We start from the raw sequence: 26555 nt of genomic DNA, 5'->3' as shown, positions 1-26555 counted from the left end.
GATAAAGTGGCCATTGTAACAGGAGCTGGATCAGGGATTGGCAAAGCAATTGCCCTAGCGTATGCGGACGCTGGAGCCATTGTCGTGGTTGCAGAAATCAATGATCAAACAGGGAACGAAACGGCAGAAGAGATGATCCAAAAAGGGCAGCAGGCACTATTTATCCACACGGATGTATCCTCTGCCAAAAGCATGGAATCTTTGGTATCTTCAACAATAGAAAAATATAAAACGATAGATATTTTTGTGAACAATGCCGGCCTTGAATACTTTACCTCCATTGAGGAGACATCGGAGGAACAGTGGTCCAGGACAATGGAGGTTGACCTGAAGGGTGCTTTTCTTGGTATGAAATATGCCATTCCGATCATGAAAAAACAAGAAGCTGGCAGCATCATAAACATTGCATCTGTAGCCGGGCTGGCTGCGTGGCCCGGGCTTGGAGTTTATTCCGCAGCCAAAGGCGGGGTGGTTCTTTTAACAAAAGCAGCGGCTGCCGAAAACGGAAAATATGGTATTCGAGTCAACTGTATTTGTCCGGGATCGATAAACACTCCTTTATTGCAGGAGCAATTTTTCGGACCGCAAGGCGACAGGGAAACAGCGGAAAAGGAACTGTTGAAACATTATCCTTTAAATCGATTAGGCGAACCGGGTGAAATTGCAGATGCAGCCATTTACCTTGGGAGCAAACTTTCTTCTTATGTGACAGGCCACACGTTAACGGTCGACGGAGGACTTAGCTCCTTCGTTGGGGATTTAATCTAAACAAAGGGAGAGAAAAAAATGAGTAAAAAACTTATTAAATCAGAAAATCTTTTTCAGATTGAATGGCCGAGCACTCCAACGATTTCACCTGATGGACAGCAGGTGGTTTATGAAAAAACTATCGCCCGCAAAGAAGAAGACGATTATGTGACCCATTTGTTTTTAGCAGAAAGTAACGGAAAGTCAAGGATGCAATTGACTTCTGAAGGAACAGTCAATATCTATCCGATTTGGTCGCCAGATGGAAAAACCGTGGCATTTCTTTCTAATCAATCCCACGGAACACAGCTTTGGCTTCTGCCGTTAAATGGGGGAAAAAAGCGTCGACTAACCAATTTTAAGCATGGAATCAGTTCAATGGTATGGTCACCCGATGGCGAAAAAATATATGCACTTGTACCGGTCGAATCAAGCTGTGTTCCGGCAGTTTTTGAAGAAGGAATTTCATCGGAAAGAGCCCAGGAACAGTCTGCAGATGAAACCAAACAGTGGGTGAACGGACCTAAACGATATAACTGGCATCATTATAAAAACGATGGCGCTGGGTTGCAGACCAACCGAAAACGACAGATTGTTGCCATTGATGCTGCTACTGGAGCATTCCAGCAATTAACTGAAGGTAAGAATGATGCATCCGAGCCTGCTGTTTCGCCAGATGGAAAATTTATTTCTTTTATTACTACACCAGTAGAGGATAATATATTGTTTGGCGGGCAAATTTACCGTGTTCCTGCCTCAGGAGGGGAAGTGGAAGTGCTTTATTGTGAAACGAAAGCCAGCACTCCTTCATACTCTCCTGATGGAAAATGGATTGCATTCTTTAGCGACCATGCCCATCAGAAGCAGCTTGCAGTAATTCCTGCCAATGGCGGCCTGGCGAAAGTGGTAAGCAGGGAATATGACGATACCCTTTTTGACTGGACGATTACCGATGTCCGTTACTTCACACATCCGCAGCGTGCACAATGGTCAAAAGATAGCAAGTCGATACTGGCTCTAGGCACCAGGGAAGGGCGGAATGAAATTATTCGTTTTCATGTAGAGCATTCCGGCTCTGCCATCGTAGTCGGCGGGGACCGTGCCATTTTTCACTTTTCCTTCGATGGTCAAAATACCGTAGCCGCGGCATACTCCACAGTCGAGCATCCAGGTAAAATTACCGCGATAACTCTTGATGAAAATCAGACAGCGGAGTGCCGGGTGAGAAATCCAGAAGAAGAGTTTTCGGCACTAGAAGTTGCCCTATTTCCGACTAGAGAAGTGCGCCTTGATAATAGCAATGATCAGTTTGTTGAAGAATTTAGCGTTGTCAAACCTGAGGTGTTTTCATACAGATCGGTAGATAATTGGGTGGTTCAAGGATTTATCCTTAAGCCTGCCAATTTTGAAGAGGGTAAAAGATACCCAGTCATCGTGGACATTCACGGCGGACCTCATGGAATGTTCAGTTTTACCTATTACCACCAGCTTCAGGTATTCGCCGCCCAGGGATATGCTGTTGTATTTGTAAATCCAAGAGGAAGCACAGGTTTTGGTGAAGAATTTACCAATGCTGTTCATGCCGATTATGGCGGAAAAGATTTGGAGGATATCCTGAACGGTCTGGATGAGGTGCTCAACCGATACGAGTTCCTGGATGGGGAAAGGGTGGCGGTTAACGGGCTAAGCTACGGCGGCTTTATGGTGAACTGGATTGTAACCCATACAGACAGATTCTTTACAGCTGTTTCGGAAGGGTCGATTTGTAACTGGATATCGATGTATGGAACCAGTGATATTGGCACCTTCTTCGTAGGGGATGAGCTGGGTGGAACCGATCTTGAAACATTGTGGAATTTCTCTCCGCTCGCCTATGTAGAAAATGTAAAGACACCACTATTGCTAATTCATTGCGAAAATGACTTGAGATGCCCAATCGAGCAGGCAGAGCAATTTTACGCCCACATCAAGAAAAATGGCGGAGAAACAGAATTCCTCCGCATCCCAAATTCCAGCCACCTGCTGCTTCAAACTGGCATCCCTTCGCTTCGAATTGCAAGATTGAACGCCATGACTGAATTCATCAACGACCACAAGCCAGCCGAAGTACTGCAGGCAAACTAAGGAGTGATAGCCATCATCCAATCCATATATAGGATGGTTGAAATTCTCGATACGTTATGTGAGGCTCCCAATTCAATTTCTAATAGTGGAAGGGCATGACTTGCACACCGTATATTAGTGTCTCTGGTCGGAATGTATACTCATGCTGGTGTTCGCAATCATCATCGTATCTTTACTGATTGTCCCGGTCTAGTAAAGCTGTTGCATAAAAAATACTGCCCCTGTGATATTGGGGCTGTATTTTTGTTCAGTACTGCTGGGTACATGAAGGTACTAGAAAAACAGATGAGAGCCAGCACCGGTTGGAGGTTTACAAAGGATAGCGTCCTGATGCCTGTCACCACCCGAAATTTGTCAAAGATGACCGGGATTTTGAAATAATTAAAGAACTTGGAGGGAGAAGTGATTGACAACCACTTCTCTTTTTTTGGCTAATAAGAATTTATATCCATAAATTCTGAACGCACGACGGACAGGAAGTCCTAGTCAGGCGAAAGGCACAGGATGTGCCGATTTGAGCGTGATAAGCAAAACTAAGGCATCCGCTAAAAAGGACTTGGCGAATGTCGAGTTTTTCTAATATTTCCAATTATCAGGACTGACGTCCATCACAATTAGTTATTTAGGTGGACATGATTGACTGTACCCAGAGAAATTTTAAAATACTTATAATCAGAATATTGAGGCTATTGATGCTATAATTCTATTAATAAAGAATCTAAATACATAAAGAGAATGGAGAATTAAAAATGGAAAACTATAGTTATTACTGCAATACAAGAATTGAGATGGGACTTGGGAAGTCGAATGAATTGCCTGAGCTTTTAAAGTCCATGCAAATCGGTTCGTCCGTTTTGCTGGTAAGTGACCCAGGAGTTGTTAAAGCAGGTTTAGTAGGGCCCATTCAATCCTATTTAGAGGAGTCTGGATACCGTGTAGTTCTTTTCGAATCCGTCTCTCAAAACCCCAGAGACACAGAATGTATAGCGGGTGCAAAGTTATTTAACGAGGAAAAGATGGAGGCGGTTATAGCTATTGGGGGCGGCAGTGCAATGGATACGGGAAAAGCGATTGCTCTTCTTGGCCCGAATGGCGGCACACCTGTTGAGTATGTCGAGGGTAAAAAGGAATACGCGAATATTGCGCCGATTATTTGTGTTCCAACCACAGCAGGTACTGGTTCGGAAGTGACCCGTTCCTCGGTAATCACTGAAGCCGCGACACATCGAAAACTCACACTTAAATCTGTTTTATTACGTCCGCTGATGGCCGTGCTCGATCCTCAATTAACGTTTAGTGTTCCCAGATCTGTGACTGCTGCAACTGGTGTGGACGCACTGGTACATGCGATTGAGGGGTATTCGTGCAAAGTCACAAACCCAATTTCCCAAGCATTCGGAGCAAGGGCGATGGCTCAAATTATTTCATCACTGCCGGCTGCTTTCCGGGATGGTGAAAACAAGCAGGCACGCTACTCCATGCTTGAGGGCAGCCTGTTGGCAGGATTATGTTTTGGTTCAACCGATGTTGCGGCTGTGCATTGCCTGGCTGAGGCACTTGGGGGTCTGTATGATACTCCCCATGGAGTGGCCAATGCAGTATTTTTGCCTTACGTGCTGAAATTTAATGCTGAAGAAGAGAAAGAGATTCACGCCGATATGGCGCGGTACATGAAATTTGCATCTGACTCTGATTCAGACGAGAGTGCAGTTGAGAAGCTGATTGTGGGGATACGGGAATTCACAACTACTCTGGAGATTCCTAAATTAAGAGAGTTGCCAGGCGTAAAGGAAGAGGATTTTGACAGGATTGTGGAGTTGGCGGTACAAAACAATTCTACACCAAGCAATAGTAGAACTATTGGAGCGGACGAATATAGGCAAATTCTTGAAAACGCGTATCTTGATATTTTTTAAAATTAAAGGAAAGAAAGAGATAAAACAAGCATTGCTATTTTTCATTAGGGATTTTTCACTTTCATATTGACGAAATGATGGCGATTGCAGGTTAAATGCAATCGCTTTTCTTTTTGATTTTTTCAATTTAAGTGACAGTTATCTTTTATCTCTTAGTAAGTGCATTATCAATCAGTATATCCAAAATATTTCAAAGTTGGAGGAAGAAATTCTCATATATATCAAGTATGATCGTTATTTCATTTTTAATGTTAATATGCGTTCAGCACGATGAACCAAGTCAACGAAGAAAAAAGTATTCCTCCTGTTTTAGTAGGGATTACTCTAAAGCTATCCCTGAAAATTTTATAACAGGAGGGGAGTAAGTATTAATTTTTAATAACTTGACCTTGTTTACTGGACGAGCTTGGTGCCGTAATTTCCGATTGTTCAGCTTTACAATTCTCCGAATGCTTCTCTAAAAATAAGCAGCATTGTTCTGCGATAAACTCTTTGTCATTATCTAATGAAGCGACATGATAGGAATTATATAGGCGAATAGTTTCTTTTATTTCTGAACGGATATGCGTGATAATATAATCTGTGTTTTCTGGTGGTACAACATGATCCTCATCCGACCGGAATGCTAATGTAGGGCAGTGAATGCTAGGAAGCTTTTTCCTGGTATAATCCATTAAAGAAAGCAATTGTTTTATAGACCTTAAAGGAGTTTTGGTATAGGTTATTTCATTTACATTTTTCGCTTTAATATCCGGTTCTCCTTCTTCTATAAATTGCGGGTATTGTTTAGATTTATATTCATTCATAATTGGAATGGAGCTTATTGCTGCATTTATGAGGATTATACCTTTGATATCCGGAAATTCGGATGCGAGATTCAATGTGAGAGTGCCGCCCATTGATTGTCCGATGATAAAGATCCTAGTACAAAACTGCTTCAGTAACTGATATCCCTCTTCCACATTTTGAATCCAATCCTGATAATTGCAATTTTCCATATCCTTATAATCAGTTCCATGACCATCTAACCTTACACCATAAACAGTGTACCCTTTAGATGCGATATATTCCCCTAAAAATCGGACGCTTTGTGGAGTTCCTGCGTACCCATGGGAGATGAGAATTCCAGTACTGTTTCCTTTATAGAAGAAAGGCTCAGCCCCTGGTATAATGATGGGAAAATTTTCAGCCATAAGTTTTGACTCCTTTCATTTATATAAAATAAAAGCACCTACCACATAATGGGGTTAGGTGCCTTTGGTTTTCCAATCAGCGATAAATATTTAAGTAAAACCATCATATACTTAACTAATCCGATGAGTCAAGTGGGTTATAATTTTTTTTACAAAATTTATTGAAGAAATCAAATGAATGCAGAGCCTTAAAATTCTATAGGATAGTCAATGCATTTTAAGGGGGATTTTGAAAAGGATACCTAATGCACTATTTCCTTGTTTCTTTTCGTATAACGGGTGCTACTTCCGTTGCCAATCGTTCAATATTTTCGGAAACTTTATTAAAGGGCATACCACCAATGTCCATTTGGGCCATAAACCGCTGGTGGCCAAACAGCTCATATTGCCGCATGATTTTTTCAATGATTTGCTGTGAGCTTCCTACAAAAAGGGCGGTTTCTTTTCCTGACATCTGATCAAACTCGGCTCTAGAGAAGGTATTATTTTTCCCATGCTGGCGATTGAGGTGCTGCCAATAATTCGAATGATAGGGGTAAAATTCATCTATTGCCTGCTTATACGTTTTAGATATATAAGTGTGCCCGGTTACTCCAACCTTCATTTTTTCAAGATCATGACCGGATTGAGCAGCAGTTAACCGGTATAGGTCAACTAGTGGTTTAAATAAACTTGGATCCCCGCCAAGTATCACTATGGCTAACCCAGTACCTAATCTGCCCGCACGTTCTGCACTTTCCGGTGATCCTCCAACTCCTACCCATACTGGAATCTTTTGTTGAAATGGACGCGGTGAAATTTCTGCATCCTGTAATGAGGAACGATACCGGCCATTCCAGGTAACTAAGTCCTTCTCATTTAGCTTTAGTAAAAGCTCCATATGTTCTTCAAACAATTCGTCAAAATTTTTTATATCGTATCCGAAGAGGGGGAAGGAGTCTAAAAAAGCCCCACGTCCAGTAATGATTTCGGCCCGCCCATTTGATAGAAGGTCAAGTGTAGCAAAATCCTCGAATAAGCGAACGGGGTCTACGGTGTTTAAAACCGTCGTGGCACTTGTCAGCTTAATTCGTTTTGTGACTTGAGAAATGGCTGACAAAACGACTGGCGGTGCGGATACAGCGTAATCTAAACGGTGATGTTCTCCTACACCAAATACATCCAGTCCTGCTTCATCCGCCATTTTTGCTGCTTTGATTATTTCCTCTATTCGCTGCTTGGCGCTGACGGCTTTCCCTGTTAATGGATCAGGGTATAGTTCCGCTAATGTATAAATCCCAATTTCCATACCACATTTACTTGCTTCCTTCAATTTCATCTCCTCCACAAAAATTTAACATGCTTTTGCTTAATACTATTCAATTTTAAAAAAAACGGTATTTGCCATGTTAAATTTTGATCCTGTGAATCTAAGTATTTAAACTATCGGATGAACGGAGAAGGTGCATTTCGCAAAAAAGGATGCGATTTACGAGAAAGCGAACAAGACCAGCATGTGTCAAAAAAAACATGCTGGTCCCGTTAGAAGTTCTTTTTGCATTTCGGGCATTGTTGTTCATATTTTTGCCGCTTCATTTTGGTTTGGCAGTTGGTACAGATGACAACATTCGATTCGGCTTTAAGCATGGCCCCTCTGTCAAGTCCAATGGCTCTGCTTGATTCTAAATTATTAGCTGTGACAATAATGGCAATTGCGGCTACTACTATTCCGATAAAAATCCACATTCATTTCACCTCAAAAAGTCTATGATACTATTATAATCCACTTCCAATTATTTGAAAAATCAGAGCAGGGAACAATCATCTAATAACATTAAAAGGGCCATAATCTGTTACGATTAAGGCCCTTCATTTTATTTAAATAAAACTCCTCACATTGTTATTCCGTCCAAACTTATATATGGCAATCATAAAAAACACAAGGGCAAAAGCGAATAAGGTTGCAAGATTTAAGGAAAGGCTGCTGAGAGTGTGCCCTTTTTGAAGCTCGGTAAGAGTGTCAAGAAGCCATCTTTGCGGCAGGAAGTCGGCGATTTTTTGTGCCGTTTTTGGCATAATTTCTACTGGCCAGAAACATCCGGCAAGCAAGCAGGTTGGCGTCATAATCAGGTTTTGTAATGCACCTGCTGAGGTCGAACTAGTTGCAAAAGCCGTAATCACTAATGATAATCCGACAGAAACAAGGGCGAAAAACATCATAACACCGGTCATTTCCCAGAACGGAATTCCCGCTGATATACCAAACACTTTCGTCATAACTGTCAAGGTGACAAAGACTTGAATAGTCATGATCACCATGTTGACAATGATGTTGGAAAGAACATATTTTTTGCCGTCAATAGGCGCTGACATTAACCTAAAATAGGTGCGGTTTTCTTTTTCTTTTAAAATTAATTCCGATAAACCGCCTGCAGAATTCAGCATAATCATAAGCAGGAAGCCAATCGTCTGAATGGTCATATCATTGTTTTTCGAGGTATCTTTTAAAGAATGAGCAGAAACCTTAAACTCGGCATTTTTGTAATTTTGATAGAGATCATTAAAGACAGCAGTATCCCCACTGGCAGCGATGCTTAACGATTGAAGATTTCCTATATAGTTATTAAGATAGGCTTTTATAAAAGCAGTGACCTGAGCGCCTTTTATAGATACAATTTCTACCTCCGGTTTCTCTCCGTTCATAATAGCCTTCGAAAAACCCGCCTCGAGAATAATCGCGCAATCCAGGGAACCGGAAGAAATCTTACTTTTCATAGTGGTTTCAGATAAATTACTCATCTTAACATTTTCAAGCCCACCAATAAAGCTGGCGGTACTTTTTGAAAGTGTGCTTTGATCCAAATCTACAATACCGGCCTGAAGATTGGCGGGACCTGTATCGCCGTATGCCATAAAGGCAATGAAGATTCCCAGCAAAGGCACTAATAAATAGGAGAAGATTCTCCGCTTATTCGTAAAGATCGAACGTAATGAATTGGCTGCTAGCCATAAAACTTCTTTCATTTTACAGGCCCTCCCGACGTCTAAATGCAACAACTGCGAACAGCAGGAATAACAGTGAAATTCCCAAGTTTAATGAAATGACAGGCAGTGCGGCAGTTAAATCATTGTTATAAATAATTTTGGTTAAAGCTTCCCTTGACCAGGTGAGGGGAGATAAATTCATGATAAACTTTAAAATCCCATCCGCGTTTTCAATTCTGAAATAGGCACCGCCAAAGAAGGCAGCAAGCTGGAGGATAATCATCAGAATCGATCTGATGCCCTGATCGGTTTTAATGATATAGCTAAGTCCAAGCCCGAAGCTGACTGCCAGAAACACTTCTGTAAAAAGAATCAGAAGGACCATTCCTGGATGGATGCCCCAGTCTGCGCCGAATACGAAACGGCTGAATGCCATTACAGCTATGATGCAAACCAGGTTAAGTGCGAGACTGCCAAGAATTTTCCCCAGGAAAATCTCCATTTTGTTGATGGGAGCAATGATTAAACGCACCGCAGTATTGCGGATTCTTTCACTTCTAATAAGGTTACTGGCAGATATTGCACCGTATAAGGCAATCATAGTGGTCATCGCTACAGCATAATAGTCCATTGAACCGGGTGCTTTATCAGCATTTAGGCTAGTTTCCTTTACATAACTGCCTGGAGTGGTGCTGACACTTGCCATTACGGTTTGCACTTGGTCTGGATTTTCCTTTGCCACTTCCGTAATCAGGTTGTATTTATCGGTAAAAGCGGATAACATACCTTCTGCGATACTCGCCTGAATGCTGTTCCGCTCACTGCCGTAAAATTCAATACCTTTATTTGTGACGACAACGTAGGCATCATAATGGTTTTGCTTTACTGCCTTTTTTCCATCCAAGCCTTCTGGAGCTTTATTAAAATGGATATCCTGCTTTTTCGCTTCTTTTATAAACCCATGGAAGGGGGAGGAGAAGCTGCTGTCATTTTTTTCGGTATATAAAACATTGATTTTACCAATTTTGATATTCTTGTCAAAGGCGTTAGATAAAGCAGTGCCAAGAATCAGCATCATCACTATTGGAAAGGCCAGCATAAATACCAGAGTCCGGACATCGCGAATGGTATGTTTAAATTCAATCAGCGCAATATTGAAGATATTCACAGTGATTTCCTCCTTAATCCCTTAAATTTCTGCCGGTCAAAGTAAGGAAGACCGTTTCAAGGTTAGGTGCCTGTTCCTGCAGTGAGCGGATTTCAATTCCTCTGCTTATAAAATACTGAATAATATGGTTCAGGTTGTTCACCTCAGATTGGGAATTAATTTTGATTATGTTTTCCTCAATAGAAATGGAGTTAACTCCTTTGATTTCCTTTAAAGCTGCTTCTTCGAGGTTTTCAGTATTTTTCACTTCAACCCAGATATCTCTTGTATCAGTAATAATGGCTTTCAGCTGCTCCTTTGTTCCTTCAGCAATGACCTTGCCGTGATCAACGATGGCGATACGGGAACAAATCTCTTCAACTTCTTCCATATAGTGACTTGTATAAATGACCGTACAGCCCATCTCGTTGAGCTTACGGACCGAAGTCAGGATGTAGTTCCTTGACTGAGGGTCAATTCCAACCGTTGGTTCATCCATAATAATTAGCTTTGGACGGTGGGCAATAGCACAAGCGATGTTCAGCCTGCGTTTCATACCCCCTGAAAAGTCCTTCGGAAAGCTTTTTTGCTTATCGATGAGTCCAACAAACACCAGTGCTTCCTCAACCCGTTCCTTCAGTTCCGCACCTCGGAGTCCGTATAACCCTGCAAAGAATCTAACATTCTCGTAAGCTGTCATATCTTCGTAAATGGCCAGATCCTGTGGCACAATCCCGATATTCATCTTGGCAAACTTGCTATGAGAAGCAATGTTTTTCTCTAGAATTTTAATTTCTCCTCCGTTGGTTTGGAGGAGACCCGCTATCATATTAATCGTCGTACTCTTACCAGCACCATTCGATCCAAGGAAACCAAAAATCTCTCCTTCCTGAACTGCCAACGACATATTATCAACAGCAATAAAATCGCTAAATTTCTTCGTTAAATTTTTAATCTCCAACACATTCATACTTTCACCTCATATAGTTTTATCGTGCCGTGCCCATTAACATTATTGACCGTCATACACCAGATGAAGATCCTGTCGGTTCACCCGTGTTTGGTTTCTACACATTCCATGCGTTTTCAAAGTTATTGTTCTATTTATTGTCATTATAAGGAAAAAGGGTGAACCAGCATAAGTGCATTAGTTCACCCTTTTTACATGAGAAATTTCACGTCTTTGAAATGAAAATCTTCATTATGCAATCGGGAGGAGGGTGGTAACCGAAAATCCATTGGTACCATCCACGATAATGGTGCCTTTGAGGGAGGCTGTCCGTTCTTCCATTCCAACTATCCCGAGCCCTTTAACCACTTTACCCGACCCAATCCCACGTCCGTTATCCCTGACTTCGACCCGAACCAGCTTGTTTAACACATGAATGTCAATGGAAATTTCAGTAGCACCTGAGTACTTTAATGAGTTCGTCAATGCTTCGGTGAAATTTTCAGTGATAATCTTCCATTGTATCGGCGTAATTAAATCAATATTACCTTTATACACAAACGGCATCCGAAGCTGGTGCTGGATAGAAAATTCTTCTAACATCAGCTTCAAACGCTGCAAGCCCATTTGCTCAGTTGGAGGCTTCATATTTTTTAACGTAATCCGGATATCCTCAATGCCTTCCTTGGAGATGTTAATGGCATTTTGGAGGAGTTCGCCTGCTTTAGCCTGGTCAATGGCCATTAAAGTCTTGGCGGCTTCCATTTGTATCAGTGCACCTGTCATGGAGTGGCCGATGCTATCATGAATCTCTTGGGAGATGCGGTTGCGTTCCTCGAGACGATAGGTATATTCCGAATGCCTAACATACTCCTGATTTTCATTCAGGCTTTTCGAAAGCCGCTGTATATCAAGTCTCATCTTGTCGAGATTATTCTCATAGGAGGTCAGCCGTTCAGTATAACGGCCAGTCATAAAAAAGACTAAAAAGCTAAAGAGGGCAGTTAATCCGTAAACGGCCTGATTTCCTTCTATGAAAAAAACAGGGAGCAGTCCCAGCAGCAAAAAAGGCCACTTTTTCACGAGGAAAGGTGATGCCGCTTCATAAAAATTCATTGGCAGCAGCAGAAGGAACAGCGGGTTCACTTCCTGAATTGAATAACAAATGAGCATGAACGATCCCAACTGTATGCACAGTTTTATTTTTTCCTTTCGAACAAGATAGAGGGGAATATTCATGCTAATGTAAAGAAGAATTAAGAGTATACTCCATGCGAGATTGCCGGTTTCGGAATGAACATAAGAAAAGGCTAAAAATAGGATGATAATTAGCTTGCTGAAAATGATCCATATTTCCATATTCCAAACCTCTTAATCTACTGAACCGGTTAGGTAGTATATAGCAATCTGTGTTCGATGCTCAAGCCTTGTTTTTCCTAAGATGGAGGTAATATAGTTGGCAACCGTACCTTCAGAGATAAACACTTGCTTAGAAATCGCTTTGTTGGAATAGCCTTTTGCAATCAGGGACATAATTTCCATTTCCCGCTCGGTAAACAGACTTTTATCTATTTTTGTTTCATGCTTCCTGCTGCTGGTCATATTTGTTTTAATCTTATCTAGTACAACATCCTGCATCACTGTATTTCCAAAGTACACACTTTTAATCGCATCACGAATCCGTTCCGGGTCTGTGTTTTTTAATAAATATCCCTTGGCTCCATTTTTAATCGCATCCAATATGTATTCATCATCATCAAATGTCGTCAGGATTATCGGTTTCGTTTTCGTTGTTTCAGTTAGGATTTTAGTTGCTTCAACACCGTTCATATTCGGCATCCTAATATCCAGCAGGGCAATATCTACGTCATGGCTTTGACAATAATTGACTGCCTCGCTGCCATCACCGACCGTTTCCAGCACCTCAAAGTCTCCGTAGGTACTTAGAATGATCTTCATACCTTCACGTATAAATGAATTATCATCAGCTATCAAAATTTTAATTTTCATACCTCAGCAGGAAGCCCTGCCAGTCACATCCTTAAAAATTGGTATTATATACCTTTAACATAACAGAAAGAAGGTTTTTTGAGGAGTACTTATAGGAATAAATAAAAAAGAAGGAAAGACAGAAGGGGAAGTTATAATAAAAGGAAGTAGTTCGATAAGTTTATATTATTCATAGTTCTGATTCATAAACATATTAACCTGCTGACAGCTAGTCTTAATTATTTTTAACAAAAAAGGCTCTGATAAACATTAATGTTGATTTATCTACAACAGTTTTGGTAACCCGCCATTTAGCTGGTTTACCCTGACTTTTCTCGATTTACAGTAAGATGTAATTGACAATGGGAGGCAAAATTAATAGTAGTACCGAGGAGGATGTTAGAAAATTAGTAACTTTGGAGGGTAGCTTTTCTTTTTCTTTTCCATTGTAAAAACCTGTAAATTGCCATTTGTTCCTGTAAATAATAAACAACAATAACAGAGTACCTAAATAACCAAACCATTCATATTGGGTTACTCCTAATGATTTGTAAACATTGTTAAGAACGGTATAAAATAACCCCTCAAAAAAACCAAATATCAAGATGATTCGTATTAATTCTAATATAACTCTCATTTCACATCTCTCCCTTGTATTTAAGTTATACAACAAAATGATTTGTGCAATTTAACAGATTTTGAAATAATTAACAGGTAACCAGTTAAATTTAGCCACTGGTATCAAATTTCGTCAATTTTTTAACAGAGACAAAAAAAGGAACCCTTAGAAAGGATTCCTACTTTCATTTTTAACTGTGTAAATACTTCCTTACCAATAGTCCTTGCATTTTGACGACTGCAGGAATGGCCATCCCCAAAATAAGAGTTGGAATAAGCTCAAAAAGAGTTAAAGGCGGAGTTATTAACATATTAAAAGTCTGGATGGCATAAACTCCAATAAAATATAGGCTGCTTCCTATTAACCCAGTCTTCCAAGAAGATTCCTTTAACAACATAAAAGCAAGCGGGATGAAAAGAATAGTAATCGGTACATAGGATGTCGGATAGTGTACCAGATAAAATATTGATTTTGCAAAAAACCTGCACAGGATATACAGTGTGGCAGCTGCCATGGATATTTTTTGATCTCTGAAAATTCTATTTACAATAACAACAAGGAAAGTTACGGCTGCAACGGAATAAGTGGGATAAACCCAAGCCGGAATTCCACCAAAGATTTGTGAAGATGGATTAGAGATTAACTTAAGTATTTCCTCAGAAGCGATGGAGTGATGATGGATATACTGTTCATATGAAATCGCTCCATTTTCTTGCTGCATATTCGGAAATAATAGACATTCCAAAAGAAACATCATAAACCAGGTATGAAGGGATTTCCAAGAAGGTGTGGTGTCATATGTGTACAAGTAATATGCTCTCCAAACGCCAAATATCATAATTCCCGTAGAAATATAATAAACAAAATGAGTAGGGCTCCAAGTTGTTAAATCAATTCCAAAAGCATAATGATAACTAAAGTCCAAGGGTATACCAATCAAAAATAAAATATAACCTATAGTTGTTATATTCCTTGAAAAAGCGTCCATGTACTTACCGTGTTTCCATTCTTGAAAAAGAAGAAAAAGTCCCAGTAAAAGACCCGAAAAGTTTACTAAATGCGGAATTGAATATTTTTCGAATAAATATTTAAAGTGATAAGAAGCGTCCCAGGCGGACCCGGCAAATTTCAGCAGAAATGCTAATACCCAAAAACGAAAATATTTCATAACCTCACCCTCAATCATCCAAGTAATTCAGATAAACCACCATAAAATGCAATCACTATATAATTAACAGCCAGTATAATAGCAAAAAAAATGGCAGTCCTTTTCATTTTTGCCTGCCTAAATAATTTATAAATCAAAATTATACCGAAAAGCACCATTATTACATTGCACGTAAGCAGGATTACGGACTCGATGTTAGAATGCACATGGGTTTCTGGGGCAATGTGTGAAAGAATAAACTGGTTCATTTCAGCACCTCAAATAGATGAATAAATACAATTGTACCATTTAAATCTTAATTTTTTCTTAAATTTTTAATGCGATATAGGTCTTTTTATTTAAGTTTTTACCGGAATTAGACTTTTTATAAGGGGAGAATGTTGATGGAACATGAAGTAAGAGAAGTGATCAATAAGTGTGACCTGGCAATCAAACAGGAGGATTTTGAAACACTGATGAATTACTATACGGATGATGCCATTCTGGTTGTTAAACCAGGAACAATAGCCAGAGGTAAAGAAGAAATAAAAAAAGCCTTTATAGCCATCGCAAAATACTTTAATAACAGTATTGTCCCAACACAAGGGGAAATGCTTTTATTAGAAGCGGGAGACACTGTGTTAGTAATTTCCCAAACTCTGCTAGCTGCTGATAAAAAGGACTCTGAATTTTCGATGGAGAGAAGGGCAACATACGTTTTTAAAAACAAAATGGTCAATGGCTTTGTGCGATCGACAACTCCTATGGTACAGATTTACTCAATAAATAAGATTACGATAAGCGTAAAGAGATGAATGCCGACCAATTATGGGAAACCACTAAATTATTCCTGTTGGATTCGGTGATGTTGAAATCATCATCTGTAATAAAAACAAATAGGACCCTTAAAGGTCCTTGTTTCATTTAAGAATAGGGACCTGGTGGGAATCGAACCCACGAAAAACTCAGCATCGAAATGCCGGCTGCTCTGCCATTGAGCTACAAAATCCCTATCTCTAATATGAACAATTTAAAAAGTTATTATTCATAAGACTAGAAGGAAAAGAAGTAATGCAGAATTTTACTTCTATATATACTCACGCAACCATTATAAAGTTACACCTCTAAGCTCATAAGGAAAAGACACCTATCGGAATGGATTAAATGAATACCACAATTTATAAAGATTAAAAATCTGCTGACGTCACTTAATGAAGGCTTTTCTTGATTTTAAACGCATGGAATTAGAATGAATCCTTTTTCTAGAAAGCGTGGGTTGTTATGCTTTCCAAAATTCTTAAGTTATTGAGTATTATGAGTGGTTTAATATTGTTGGGTTATACGATTTATATTAGGAATGATTTTTCGGATAATAGTTTTTTAATTATGCAAAGTCTCATGGTGAGTATGTTTATATTTGGGGGAATAGATAATTTGCTAAATAAGGAAAGGGTAATGAAGCTTATGGGGCTTTTATACTTTGCAGTGGCAATCTTTATTGCATTTGTTTCAATTTCCAAATATTCATAGGTTCAGATTTCGCTACCCCAATTGTAAGTCCAGAGCTCCAACCTTGCTTCCTATAAAGGTGGCATTTTGTTCTTCGACTAACGAGGAAGGTTAGCGCATGATGCGTTGATTAATTTTATTTTATGGAAATAATAGGAGAATCGTGTTCAGATAAAGAAACACTTAACAGGTGACAAATTTAAGGAGGATGGTATGAGCAAATTTAGTTTATTTAACAAGTTTATGGTACAAGAAGGCGAAAAAGAAAAAATGGTTGAGATTCTATTAGAAGCAGCAGAATCAATGAAAGATCTGGATGAATGTGAAATATATCTTGTGAATATTTCCGAGAATGAACCAAGTTCTGTTTATGTTTATGAAGTGTGGGTTAATGAAAACGCCCATCAAGCGTCTCTAGGTCTTGAAGTTACCCAAACATTAATAAGTCGTGCAAAACCACTTATTACTGGTATGGAAAGAATCAGCACATTAATTACAAAAGGCGGGAAGGGCCTTTCAGCTATTTAAAATTAAATTCCCGTAGATATTAAATAAGAAATGGCTGTCATTTTGGCAGCTTTTTTCTTATTCAAAGCAAAGATTGTGAACAAATATACTAAACAAACGGGTGCTTTAGTATTGGAAGGCTACTGGGAGTAAAGTGAGTCAAGCAAGTATTAACGGAGTAATTCATAGTTTAATATTAGTTCTAAATCATGTGATGACTGGAGATCGCTATATTAACGAAGATAATCTATAAACAATTAGTGGTATAGATATCTTTTGATTTGCCTAAAACTTAATATCCACAAGGTTGTGATTAGGTGCTTTTGGTTGACCAAACAGAAATTGAATTTGAGTATGATAATTACATATTTAACTATTCCGATAAGTCAAGTGGGTTATTGATAAATTAAAAAGTTAAAAATTTCCGAAATCTTATTGACAATAACCTTTGCACACTTTATATTTTATTTAACAAGTTAAAAACCAAGTAAACAAGTTGGTTAAGTATTATATAATTAACAATTGAACTATTTAGCTGATCGGACTACCGAAGGCTCCTATCTCTTATGAAAGAGATGAAGGAGCCTTTTTTGTTGATCTGAATAAGAGAAAGGGAGTATAAAGTTGAGTAAAGTAACCGTACTTAATGGAAGTCCTTCTGGACAGTCAAGATTAAATGGTGTTCTTGATTATGTTGTAAAGCACTTTGAAGCTGCAAGCGTAAGCCATGATGTCATCCATATTCGTAATCTTCCGGCAGAGGATTTAATTCAAGCAAATTTTAACAGTCAGGCAATTAAAGCAGCAAACAAAAAAATCGAAGACTCAGAGATCATTGTCATTATCACTCCTATCTATAAATCATCATTTACAGGAGTGTTAAAAACTTACCTGGATCTTCTTCCGCAAGATGGCCTGGAAAATAAAACGATTCTGCCAATTGCCATTGGTGGCACCATTGGTCATCTCCTAATGATAGATTACGCACTGAAACCGGTGCTTGCTGCGCTTGGTACAACACATATATTAAAGGGGGTCTTCATATTAGATCAGCAAGTAAAAAAGATCGATAATAACCAATTTGAATTAGATCCAGAAGCCATAAATCGGTTAGTAGTATCTTTGAATTCTATTATGGAGAAAGATAAGTTCAAAGCAATAATCAATGTGGTAAATTAGAACTTTTAAAAAAGATTCATCCTGACAATGTCTTGATTAAATTTTAAAGTAAATACTATATTTTTTAATCCGATTAAACATATTGGTTAAATGTAAAATAAAGAGTCTTCATCTTTAGAAGGAATGTTAGGTGGGAGATGTATGCAAAAAAATAAAAAAAAGCCGAAGAAAATTCCGACAAAGGAAAGAAGACAAAGCTTTTTAATTAATAACGTTTACCTAAACTTTCCAGACCTTCAGTTTTATAACTGGTGCAATCAGCAATTCAGTATCAATCGGGGGGTTTTCAATACCATTGATCAATGGTTTTATGATTTTGGAATAACGGAAGTGATTCTTCGAAGGATTTATATTCTATCTTTTTTGAATTTTGTTAGAGAAGCTGAATCAAAGGCTGAACAACAAAAATTCATTCGTTTCGGCAAAAGGGGGCTGGTAAACCGACTCTTTGAATTTATTGTATACCAAGAAAAAAAAGTGAATTGATATTTAACTTCATATAACTAATAGAAAACCGACTAGTCATCTAGAGGCATCTTTTTCCGACCCACTCAAGTGAAGGAAAAAAGGTGCCTTTTCATTTTAACTCGATAGGAGATGACAATGGTAATACATACGCACTTAAAGGAGGATTCACTTGATTAAATTAGAGCGTGTAAGTAAATCATTCGGAAATGGTCAACAGAAATTAGAAGCAGTAAAAGATGTTTCTCTGAATATTGAAAGGGGTGATATTTTTGGAATAATTGGCTTTAGTGGAGCAGGAAAGAGCACATTACTGAGAATGGTGAATTTACTCGAAGAACCGACTAGCGGGCAAATTACAGTAGACAAATACCAGTTGGGGTCAATATCCTCTAAGGATCTTCGGAAATTAAGAAGGAAAATTGGCATGATTTTTCAAACGTTTAACTTATTTAATTCCCGTACGGTGTTTGGAAATATAGCGTACCCTTTAAGGTTAGAGAAAAAGTCAAAGGTTGAAATCGACCAAAGAGTTAAGGAGCTTTTACGTTTTGTTGGACTTGAAGATAAAGCAGACAAATATCCGGAACAGTTATCGGGCGGTCAAAAACAAAGAGTAGGAATCGCAAGAGCTCTAGCGACTTCTCCATCCATCTTGATTTGTGATGAGGCAACTTCTGCTTTAGACCCGGAAACAACGGGTGAGATCTTAAATCTTCTGAAAAGGATAAATGAAGAGTACAACATTACGATTTTATTAATCACACATGAAATGAATGTGATTCGTAAAATTTGTAATCGTGTAGCTGTAATGGAAGATGGGAGGGTCATTGAGGAGGGGCAAGTTTTTGATATTTTCTCGAATCCTCAAGAAAAAACAACGCAAAATTTTATTAGTTCCGTTTTAAATGACAAATTATCTCCCCGGTTACTAAAAAAGGTAAGGAACGAGCATATTGGAAAACTCTATCAAGTTATTTTTTCAGGAGGAAAGGCTAGTCAACCCATTTTATCAGAATTAACAACGAAACATCATATTCACTTTAATATTATTTATGGCAGTATTAATGAACTTCAGGATCAATTATTTGGTAATTTAATCGTTGAATTTATTGGAGAAGATCAGAAAGTGGATGAAGTCATCAAAGAGCTTTCCCAAGTCGTCAAAATAAGGGAGGTAACAAAAGATGAAAGTTGATTGGAGTACGTTTTGGCCAAGAATCTTTGAAGCTACAGGTCAAACGATAACCATGGTCATCTTTACATTAATTTTAAGCAGCATAATAGGGTTGATCATTGGATTATTACTATTTGTTACTCGTAAAGGTAATATCTTAGAAAGTAATCTAATATCGGTCGTATTAAATATTTTAATCAATATAATCAGACCTATCCCATTTATCATATTCTTAGTTGCTATCAGCCCTTTTACACGTTTAGTCATAGGAACGACCATTGGAACAGCAGCTGCCATTCTTCCAATGACGATTGCAGCATCCTTTGCTATTGCTAGAGTAGTAGAAAATAATTTAATTTCCATTGACCCTGGAATCATTGAGGCGGCAAAAGCAATGGGCGCATCTCCAATTCAAATTATATTTGGTGTTTTAATTCCTGAAGCGTTAGGCCCTCTTATACTCGGAATTACGTTTATAACGGTAGGATTGATCGACTTTTCTGCCATGGCAGGAACTGTTGGAGGAGGGGGTCTGGGAGATCTTTCGATGACATATGGTTATCAACGCTTTGACACTTCTGTCATAGTTGTAACGGTTGTGGTTCTCATCCTCCTTGTTCAAATTGCACAATTTTTAGGCAATACCTTGTCCCGATCTTTCTTAAGAAGATAAATAAAAATGGAATTGAAAAGGGGTTTATTAATGAAAAAGAAATTATTTTTATTCTTACTTATGATGATGGTTACAGCTAATGTTCTTACAGCGTGCAACAGTAACGCTGCTAACGGTAAAAGTAAAAATGAAATCGTTACTGTAAAAGTAGGCGTAACAGGATCTGATGGCCAATACTGGGAAATGATTAAAGAAAAAGCTCTTAAAAAGAATATAAAACTAGAATTGGTAGAGTTCTCCGATTATGTGCTGCCAAACACGGCTCTTGTAAACGGAGAAGTGGATATGAACTCATTTCAGCATCTTGCATTCCTAAGCCAGTATATTGCTAAAAACAATGCGGATATTGTGCCAATCGGTTCAACCGTAGTCTCTCCTCTTGGCCTTTACTCGGTAAAGTATAAAAAGGTATCAGAAATTCCGAATGGTGCAGAAATTGCGATTCCAAATGATCCAGCCAATATAGGCAGAGGGTTAAAGGTACTTGCAGCTGCTAAATTGATTGAATTGAAGACAGACGTTGGTCTCTATCCTACACAAACTGATATTACAAAAAATCCAAAGAATTTAAAAATAATCGAAGTGGTGGCCCAGCAGACTCCAAGAGTACTGCCAGATGTAGCGGCATCCATTATTAACGGTGGAATTGCCGGGCAAGCAGGATATACATTAGCTGACGCAATTTTCCATGATGATCCAAATAGTCAAGAAACACGTCCTTACGTCAATGTTTTCGCTGTTCTTGGGAAAAACAAAAATAATAAAACGTTAAAAACAATTGCGGAAATCTATCAGCAGAAAGAGGTAGCTAAAGCAGTTGAAACAGATACAAAAGGTGCAAGTGTTGTTACAAAAGTATCCGTACCGGAATTACAAAAAGTATTAGACCAATTAGTTGAAAATATCAAGAGCGGAAAAGAATAGTAGTCATAGAGTCAGCAATCTTTATTCAATGTTACCTCCGAACTAAATCTCAAAGTAACGTCATGGGAGTGAGAAAATGACAAAACAAATGATACTAAATCTTTTTGACATGGCTGGGGCCATGCACAATTCTCACGGATTATGGAGACATCCCCAAAACAGGCATCATCGATCTTATAATGATTTAAATTATTGGATTGAGTTAGGGAAATTACTCGAAAAGGGAAAGTTTGATGCGATTTTCTTTGCAGATGTTGCCGGAGTTTACGATGTTTATCAAAATAGTAGAGATACTGCCATTCGGGAAGGTGTTCAAGTCCCTTTAAATGATCCGGCTTTTATTGTTCCTGCGATGGCAGCTGTGACAGAACATCTTTCATTTGCAGTAACGGTAAGTACGACATATGAACATCCTTTTTCAAATGCACGTCGATTCTCTACACTGGACCACTTTACAAAAGGCAGAGTGGCATGGAATATTGTCACTTCTTATTTGCCAAATGCAGCAAAAAACTATGGCCATATCAAAATGATTAAACATGACGAGCGCTATGAAATGGCGGATGAATTCTTGGAGGTTTCTTATAAACTCTGGGAAGGTAGCTGGGAAGATCATGCCTATATTGGAGATGCAGAAAAGGGTATCCTTTTTGATCCGGCAAAGGTACATGAAATAAACCATGAAGGAAAGTATTTCAGCGTTCAAGGCCCCCATTTGACTGATCCTTCCAAGCAGCGTACACCTGTTATTTACCAGGCGGGGACGTCTGAACGCGGAAGAGATTTTGCAGCGAAACATGCAGAATGCGTGTTTGTAAGCGGTGAAACCTATGAAAAACTCAAATTTTATATTCAGGATATTAAAGACAAGGCGGAGAAATACGGTCGGAATCCTGACAATATTAAAGCTTTTACTTTTTTAAATGTAATAGTTGCAGAGACATCTGAAGAAGCTCAACGAAAATATGAGGAATATGCTCGTCTGTGGAGTGCTGAGGCTGCAAAAGCACAATATGGCGGGTCAACGGGATATGATTTGTCCAAATATCAGGATAAAGATTCATTTTTTGAATATCGGCACACAGAGCATGGGCAAACGCGGGCTGCATCCTTAACCAAGGATGCCCCAAGAAAGTTAACCGTTAAGGAAGTATTAAACAAGTTCGAGACAATTGACAGGAATCATGTAATCGTTGGAAATCCTAAAGAAGTAGCGGATGCCATCCAAATCCATTTTGAACAAACAGGTATTGACGGTTACAATTTCGCGCATTTTATTACACCTGGGAGCATTAAAGATTTCATTGAATTAGTCGTACCTGAGCTTCAAAGCAGGGGGATTTATAAAAAAGAATACAAGAATGGAACATTAAGAGAGAAATTATTCGGCTCTGGCAGAAACCTATTATCAGATGACCATACCGGTGCGAAGTATCGTCAACTTCGAAACGTAATCTCTCCATAATGTTGGTTGATATACAACAAAGGAGGTTTCTCGATGAATATAGCAGCAGATGAAACTAAAAGTGATTATTTAGAGAATGCCAGTTTATTAGCCAAAGAATTTGCCAAAACAGCAATCGAACGGGATAAAAAAGGTGGAACGGCAATAGTGGAGCGTGATTTAATCCGTAAAAGTGGATTACTCGCTCTCCTAATTTCCAAAGATTTAGGGGGACTTGGTGAGAACTGGAAGACTATTTTTCAAATAATCCGTGAACTTGCAAAGGTGGATGGGTCAATGGCCCATTTATTCGGTTATCATTTTTTGTGCATAAGCACTGTTCATTTGTTTGGATCTCCACAGCAAAAAGAGAAGTATTATCAAGAAAGTGCTGAAAATAACTGGTTTTGGGGTAATGCATTTAATCCTCTCGATGAAAATTTAATAATTGAACAAGAAGGCGCGAAATGGAGATTAAATGGTAAGAAAACCTTCTGCTCAGGAGCCAATGATTCGGACCGATTGCTTATTTCTGCAAAACGGCCGGGAGAAACCAGACCTGTCATTGCTGTTATTCCAACTAACCGCACAGGAATAGTCATCAATGATGACTGGGATAGTTTTGGGCAGCGGCAAACAGACAGCGGATCAGTTATCTTTAATGATGTCTTACTGGAGGCAGATGAAGTACTAAATAATTACAAACAACATCCCGAAGGCTTATTTCCTACTTTACGGACTCATGTAGCTCAAACGATCCTAGTTCATGTTCTCCTTGGAGTGGCAGAAGGCGGATTTGAAGAAGCCAAAAAATACACAAAAAACGTTTCCCGCCCTTGGCTTAATTCCGGTGTTGAGAAAGCGACCAATGACCCCTATACAATCAGGCAATATGGAGATTTGTTCGTTCAGCTAAAAGCTTCAGAAGCTTTGGCACGAAATGCGGCAGATGCACTTCAAGATGCTTGGAATAAAGAATGGTCTCTGACAGAGCTGGAACGAGCAAAATGTGGAATAACAATTGCAACAGCAAAGGTTTCTGCAGCAAAAACAGCATTAGAGGTGACGAACCGAATGTTTGAAGTTATGGGAGCAAGGGCAACTTCAGGGCTGTATGGATTCGATCGTTTTTGGCGAAATGTAAGAACCCACACCTTGCATGATCCTATAGAATATAAAATTCGAGATATTGGAAACTGGGTTCTAAATGATCAAGCACCGAAAATCACCCCTTATTCATAAGAAACAAAAACAGGTTCAGAAAGGATGACTATATAATGGAAATCTTTTGGTTTATCCCTACTAATGGGGACTTCCGTCAATTAAATAATCCCGCCGGTTCACGTCCTGCTACATATAACTATTGCAAACAAATTGCACAAGCGGTGGATGATTTAGGGTATTCAGGTGTATTAATTCCAACAGGAAAAACATGCGAAGAAGGATTTATTGTCGCTTCTACACTCGTGCCTTTAACCAAGAATCTAAAATATTTGGTCGCAGTACGTCCGGGGTTAATGTCTCCAAGTTTCGCAGCACGTTTGTCTTCAACATTAGATCGTTTTTCCGATGGCCGCTTATTAATCAATGTGGTGGCTGGAGGAGATCCGGTCGAGATGGCGGGAGAAGGTGTGTTTTTAACTCACGACGAACGCTATGAGTTAACAGATGAGTTTTTAACCATTTGGCGAAAACTTTTTGAGGAAGAAGAGGTGAATGTACAAGGAGAATATTTACGCATTGAAGGTGGGCAACTACCTTATCAAACCGTTCAAAAACCATACCCGCCGCTTTATTTTGGAGGATCATCAGCAGTTGCCATGAATGTAGCAGCAGAGCACATTGATGTCTACCTGACATGGGGGGAGCCGCCGCAACAAGTCGAGAAAAAAATCAATAAAATGCGTGAACTGGCTAAAGCTCAAGGAAGAACCGTAAAATTTGGTATACGCCTGCATGTGATCGTCCGTCGTACTGAAGAGGAAGCCTGGAGAGCAGCGGAACAGTTAATTGAATATGTCGATGATGAGACGATTGCAAATGCGCAAAACGTATTTAAAAGGATGGATTCAGAAGGACAACGATTAATGACGAGTCTGCATGAAGGGGACCGTTCACGGCTAGAGGTCAGTCCCAATTTATGGGCAGGTGTGGGGCTGGTTCGAACAGGGGCAGGGACAGCGTTGGTCGGAGACCCTGATACGGTCGCTGCACGAATGAAAGAATATGCTGATTTAGGAATTGAAACTTTCATTCTTTCAGGGTACCCCCATTTAGAAGAGGCTTACACAACAGCGGAATTACTTTTCCCCAAACTTCCAATAGCGAGAAAAGATCAATCAAATGAACGAACTTTCCTAAGTCCATTCGGTGGGGATATTAACCCAAAAGTTTCTAACTAGAAATATATACTAATGTTATTACCAAAAGTAGTATTGGAGCCAGATCAGTATCTATCAAATTCCGTTAAATATTCTTGTTAATTAACTTTGTTGAACAAACGGGTACCAGAATTAAAAACAGCAACTCTTTATGGTGAGGGGATCTCTTTTGTAGTACCAAAGAAAAAAGAAATGCTAAAAGCCACCTAATTCGCATATGAATTAGATGGCTTTTTTTGTCGGTATATCAACGTTATTAGATTTTTTTTCCGCAAATTAGCCCTAAATTCATACGTTTTTAGCAGGATGACAATATTTTCTGTCATACTGCGTTTCGGAATGTTAATTCTCTTGCTAATTGACATGCAAATAACGTGCTGAATTCAGATGAAAAAGGATTAAAAGACAAATTAATTGAATATATATAAAGGTTAAAAATCTGCTGCTGACTCCCTCAACAAACTTAGCAATTTAGTTCACGAAGGCCTTTTCTTGATTTCGGTCGAATGGAATTAAGCGGTATTATGGATTGATTTTTATAAGGGGGAATTCAATTATTGGTGGGGTGATTCTTTTTGGAAACAATCCTAATGATGTATGAGCATTTAAATTGGGCTAATCAACGTATTCTTGAAACATTGCAAAGTATTGAAGATGAAAATCAAGATGTAATCCGTTTGTTTTCCCATATCCTTTTTGCAGAAAAAGTATGGATAACTAGATTACGAGGATTGGACAGTTCACAACTGCCCATCTGGTCAGAGGCCGATATAGAAGTCTGTACAGACCTTGTTAAGCAAAATAAAGAAAGCTTAACAACGTTTCTTGCTAATTTATCAAATTTTGACCTAGATAAGTTAATATCCTACACAAATAGTAAAGGGAAAGAGTTTAAGAGTTCTGTACGGGAAATTTTAACTCATGTAGCATTGCATGGTCAGTATCATCGAGGACAGATTAATTCACGACTTCGAGCAGATGGTTTTGAACCAGTTAATATTGATTTTATTACATTTGTGAGATAGAACTTTTCTGGGTAGCCAACGGGGCATTTAATTCATTAAGGAACAGAGCCTTTTTTCTTGTTGTTCCACTAAAGGGGCAGGTTAGCTTTAGAAGGATTTTGGAAGCTTAACGTAGAATATATCGATACTTACATTTAAAACCATCCCTGTTAATCTTTATTAAAGAGGTGTTGAAATGAATACTGTTAATCCTTTTAATATTTTGGCTATATCAGGCAGTTTAAGGGGAAAATCTTTGAACTCAGCATTTTTGCGTGCTGTTATTTCAATGATTCCGTCACAGGGAACCGTCGTTTATTACAGTGAAATGGCACAACTTCCACATTTTAATCCAGATTTAGATTTAGATGCTGCCGATACTACTGTTGCCAATTGGCGTAGACTCTTAAAAGAAGCGACTGGTGTACTAATATGCACACCAGAATATGCCAAAGGAGTTCCAGGTTCATTGAAGAACGCACTTGATTGGGTGGTAT

General features: G+C 38.9%; 23 protein-coding genes and 1 pseudogene. 15 read left to right on the top strand and 9 right to left on the bottom strand.

What is annotated here, in order from left to right:
* Positions 1–6: 6 nt before the first annotated feature.
* The 3 genes from AC3WR0_RS21470 to AC3WR0_RS21460 all read left to right on the top strand — a co-directional run bounded on the left by AC3WR0_RS21470 (position 7) and on the right by AC3WR0_RS21460 (position 4787).
* On the top strand, positions 7–768 hold the full coding sequence (locus AC3WR0_RS21470; RefSeq protein WP_492554204.1) for an SDR family NAD(P)-dependent oxidoreductase: 762 nt from the start codon (positions 7–9) through the stop codon (positions 766–768).
* A gap of 18 nt (positions 769–786) precedes the next feature.
* On the top strand, positions 787–2871 hold the full coding sequence (locus AC3WR0_RS21465; RefSeq protein ID WP_492554203.1) for a S9 family peptidase: 2085 nt from the start codon (positions 787–789) through the stop codon (positions 2869–2871).
* A 749-nt stretch (positions 2872–3620) separates the two neighbouring features.
* Positions 3621–4787: an iron-containing alcohol dehydrogenase gene (locus tag AC3WR0_RS21460; protein ID WP_492554202.1), complete on the top strand. Its 1167-nt coding sequence runs from the start codon at positions 3621–3623 to the stop codon at positions 4785–4787.
* A gap of 368 nt (positions 4788–5155) precedes the next feature.
* Here AC3WR0_RS21460 and AC3WR0_RS21455 read toward each other — a convergent pair whose 3' ends face one another.
* The 9 genes from AC3WR0_RS21455 to AC3WR0_RS21415 all read right to left on the bottom strand — a co-directional run bounded on the left by AC3WR0_RS21455 (position 5156) and on the right by AC3WR0_RS21415 (position 14816).
* Complete coding sequence (locus AC3WR0_RS21455) at positions 5156–5980, bottom strand: alpha/beta hydrolase (RefSeq protein WP_492554201.1); 825 nt, start codon at positions 5978–5980, stop codon at positions 5156–5158.
* Positions 5981–6230: 250 nt separating this feature from the next.
* Positions 6231–7298 carry an LLM class flavin-dependent oxidoreductase gene (locus tag AC3WR0_RS21450; protein ID WP_492554200.1) on the bottom strand — a complete coding sequence of 356 codons (1068 nt, stop codon included), beginning with the start codon at positions 7296–7298 and terminating at the stop codon, positions 6231–6233.
* Between the two features lie 203 nt (positions 7299–7501).
* Positions 7502–7705: a hypothetical protein gene (locus AC3WR0_RS21445; RefSeq protein WP_492554199.1), complete on the bottom strand. Its 204-nt coding sequence runs from the start codon at positions 7703–7705 to the stop codon at positions 7502–7504.
* A 132-nt stretch (positions 7706–7837) separates the two neighbouring features.
* Positions 7838–8983, bottom strand: a complete 1146-nt coding sequence (locus tag AC3WR0_RS21440) for an ABC transporter permease (RefSeq protein WP_492554198.1) — start codon at positions 8981–8983, stop codon at positions 7838–7840.
* Position 8984: 1 nt separating this feature from the next.
* On the bottom strand, positions 8985–10112 hold the full coding sequence (locus AC3WR0_RS21435) for an ABC transporter permease (protein WP_492554197.1): 1128 nt from the start codon (positions 10110–10112) through the stop codon (positions 8985–8987).
* 13 nt (positions 10113–10125) lie between these two features.
* A complete protein-coding gene (locus AC3WR0_RS21430) occupies positions 10126–11061 on the bottom strand; it encodes an ABC transporter ATP-binding protein (RefSeq protein ID WP_492554196.1) in 936 nt (311 codons plus the stop codon).
* A 231-nt stretch (positions 11062–11292) separates the two neighbouring features.
* On the bottom strand, positions 11293–12399 hold the full coding sequence (locus AC3WR0_RS21425) for a sensor histidine kinase (RefSeq protein WP_492554195.1): 1107 nt from the start codon (positions 12397–12399) through the stop codon (positions 11293–11295).
* Positions 12400–12411: 12 nt separating this feature from the next.
* Positions 12412–13050: a response regulator gene (locus AC3WR0_RS21420; RefSeq protein ID WP_492554194.1), complete on the bottom strand. Its 639-nt coding sequence runs from the start codon at positions 13048–13050 to the stop codon at positions 12412–12414.
* 788 nt (positions 13051–13838) lie between these two features.
* Positions 13839–14816, bottom strand: coding sequence for a hypothetical protein (locus tag AC3WR0_RS21415; RefSeq protein ID WP_492554193.1), 978 nt, complete (start codon positions 14814–14816; stop codon positions 13839–13841).
* A 383-nt stretch (positions 14817–15199) separates the two neighbouring features.
* Here AC3WR0_RS21415 and AC3WR0_RS21410 point away from each other — a divergent pair.
* The 12 genes and pseudogenes from AC3WR0_RS21410 to AC3WR0_RS21355 all read left to right on the top strand — a co-directional run.
* Positions 15200–15585: pseudogene (locus AC3WR0_RS21410) on the top strand (YybH family protein).
* A gap of 932 nt (positions 15586–16517) precedes the next feature.
* Positions 16518–16832, top strand: a complete 315-nt coding sequence (locus tag AC3WR0_RS21405) for a putative quinol monooxygenase (RefSeq protein WP_492554192.1) — start codon at positions 16518–16520, stop codon at positions 16830–16832.
* A 603-nt stretch (positions 16833–17435) separates the two neighbouring features.
* Positions 17436–17990, top strand: a complete 555-nt coding sequence (ssuE, locus tag AC3WR0_RS21400) for an NADPH-dependent FMN reductase (RefSeq protein WP_492554191.1) — start codon at positions 17436–17438, stop codon at positions 17988–17990.
* A gap of 141 nt (positions 17991–18131) precedes the next feature.
* On the top strand, positions 18132–18476 hold the full coding sequence (locus tag AC3WR0_RS21395) for a hypothetical protein (protein WP_492554190.1): 345 nt from the start codon (positions 18132–18134) through the stop codon (positions 18474–18476).
* A gap of 151 nt (positions 18477–18627) precedes the next feature.
* A complete protein-coding gene (locus AC3WR0_RS21390; protein WP_492554189.1) occupies positions 18628–19653 on the top strand; it encodes a methionine ABC transporter ATP-binding protein in 1026 nt (341 codons plus the stop codon).
* On the top strand, positions 19643–20305 hold the full coding sequence (locus tag AC3WR0_RS21385) for an ABC transporter permease subunit (RefSeq protein WP_027321112.1): 663 nt from the start codon (positions 19643–19645) through the stop codon (positions 20303–20305). The genes AC3WR0_RS21390 and AC3WR0_RS21385 overlap by 11 nt, the downstream gene beginning before the upstream one ends.
* A 30-nt stretch (positions 20306–20335) precedes the next feature.
* Positions 20336–21229, top strand: coding sequence for a MetQ/NlpA family ABC transporter substrate-binding protein (locus tag AC3WR0_RS21380; RefSeq protein WP_492554188.1), 894 nt, complete (start codon positions 20336–20338; stop codon positions 21227–21229).
* A 76-nt stretch (positions 21230–21305) separates the two neighbouring features.
* Positions 21306–22694 (top strand): LLM class flavin-dependent oxidoreductase, encoded by a 1389-nt coding sequence (locus AC3WR0_RS21375; protein ID WP_492554187.1) that lies wholly within the window; start codon positions 21306–21308, stop codon positions 22692–22694.
* Positions 22695–22727: 33 nt separating this feature from the next.
* Entirely contained in the window at positions 22728–23915 is a 1188-nt protein-coding gene (locus tag AC3WR0_RS21370; protein ID WP_492554186.1) for an acyl-CoA dehydrogenase family protein, read from the top strand.
* A gap of 35 nt (positions 23916–23950) precedes the next feature.
* A complete protein-coding gene (gene ssuD / locus AC3WR0_RS21365) occupies positions 23951–25075 on the top strand; it encodes an FMNH2-dependent alkanesulfonate monooxygenase (protein WP_492554185.1) in 1125 nt (374 codons plus the stop codon).
* 554 nt (positions 25076–25629) lie between these two features.
* Positions 25630–26079, top strand: a complete 450-nt coding sequence (locus AC3WR0_RS21360) for a DinB family protein (RefSeq protein ID WP_492554184.1) — start codon at positions 25630–25632, stop codon at positions 26077–26079.
* Between the two features lie 175 nt (positions 26080–26254).
* Positions 26255–26555: NADPH-dependent FMN reductase (locus AC3WR0_RS21355; protein WP_492554183.1), on the top strand; the 301-nt coding region annotated here is incomplete at its 3' end.

The organism is Neobacillus sp. FW104-15D2 (genome assembly GCF_058790155.1).
This window is presented reverse-complemented; position numbering and strand designations above follow the sequence as displayed.

What these genes read in the sequence shown, in the direction of transcription:
- AC3WR0_RS21380 (WP_492554188.1), top strand. Translation starts at nt 20,336, where the DNA reads ATGAAAAAGAAATTATTTTTATTCTTACTTATGATGATGGTTACAGCT.
- AC3WR0_RS21395 (WP_492554190.1), top strand. Translation starts at nt 18,132, where the DNA reads ATGCAAAAAAATAAAAAAAAGCCGAAGAAAATTCCGACAAAGGAAAGA.
- AC3WR0_RS21415 (WP_492554193.1), bottom strand. Translation starts at nt 14,816, where the DNA reads ATGAAATATTTTCGTTTTTGGGTATTAGCATTTCTGCTGAAATTTGCC.
- AC3WR0_RS21385 (WP_027321112.1), top strand. Translation starts at nt 19,643, where the DNA reads ATGAAAGTTGATTGGAGTACGTTTTGGCCAAGAATCTTTGAAGCTACA.
- AC3WR0_RS21440 (WP_492554198.1), bottom strand. Translation starts at nt 8,983, where the DNA reads ATGAAAGAAGTTTTATGGCTAGCAGCCAATTCATTACGTTCGATCTTT.
- AC3WR0_RS21445 (WP_492554199.1), bottom strand. Translation starts at nt 7,705, where the DNA reads ATGTGGATTTTTATCGGAATAGTAGTAGCCGCAATTGCCATTATTGTC.
- ssuD (WP_492554185.1), top strand. Translation starts at nt 23,951, where the DNA reads ATGGAAATCTTTTGGTTTATCCCTACTAATGGGGACTTCCGTCAATTA.
- AC3WR0_RS21370 (WP_492554186.1), top strand. Translation starts at nt 22,728, where the DNA reads ATGAATATAGCAGCAGATGAAACTAAAAGTGATTATTTAGAGAATGCC.
- AC3WR0_RS21450 (WP_492554200.1), bottom strand. Translation starts at nt 7,298, where the DNA reads ATGAAATTGAAGGAAGCAAGTAAATGTGGTATGGAAATTGGGATTTAT.
- AC3WR0_RS21465 (WP_492554203.1), top strand. Translation starts at nt 787, where the DNA reads ATGAGTAAAAAACTTATTAAATCAGAAAATCTTTTTCAGATTGAATGG.
- AC3WR0_RS21375 (WP_492554187.1), top strand. Translation starts at nt 21,306, where the DNA reads ATGACAAAACAAATGATACTAAATCTTTTTGACATGGCTGGGGCCATG.
- AC3WR0_RS21425 (WP_492554195.1), bottom strand. Translation starts at nt 12,399, where the DNA reads ATGGAAATATGGATCATTTTCAGCAAGCTAATTATCATCCTATTTTTA.
- AC3WR0_RS21430 (WP_492554196.1), bottom strand. Translation starts at nt 11,061, where the DNA reads ATGAATGTGTTGGAGATTAAAAATTTAACGAAGAAATTTAGCGATTTT.
- AC3WR0_RS21460 (WP_492554202.1), top strand. Translation starts at nt 3,621, where the DNA reads ATGGAAAACTATAGTTATTACTGCAATACAAGAATTGAGATGGGACTT.
- AC3WR0_RS21420 (WP_492554194.1), bottom strand. Translation starts at nt 13,050, where the DNA reads ATGAAAATTAAAATTTTGATAGCTGATGATAATTCATTTATACGTGAA.
- AC3WR0_RS21405 (WP_492554192.1), top strand. Translation starts at nt 16,518, where the DNA reads ATGAGCAAATTTAGTTTATTTAACAAGTTTATGGTACAAGAAGGCGAA.
- AC3WR0_RS21455 (WP_492554201.1), bottom strand. Translation starts at nt 5,980, where the DNA reads ATGGCTGAAAATTTTCCCATCATTATACCAGGGGCTGAGCCTTTCTTC.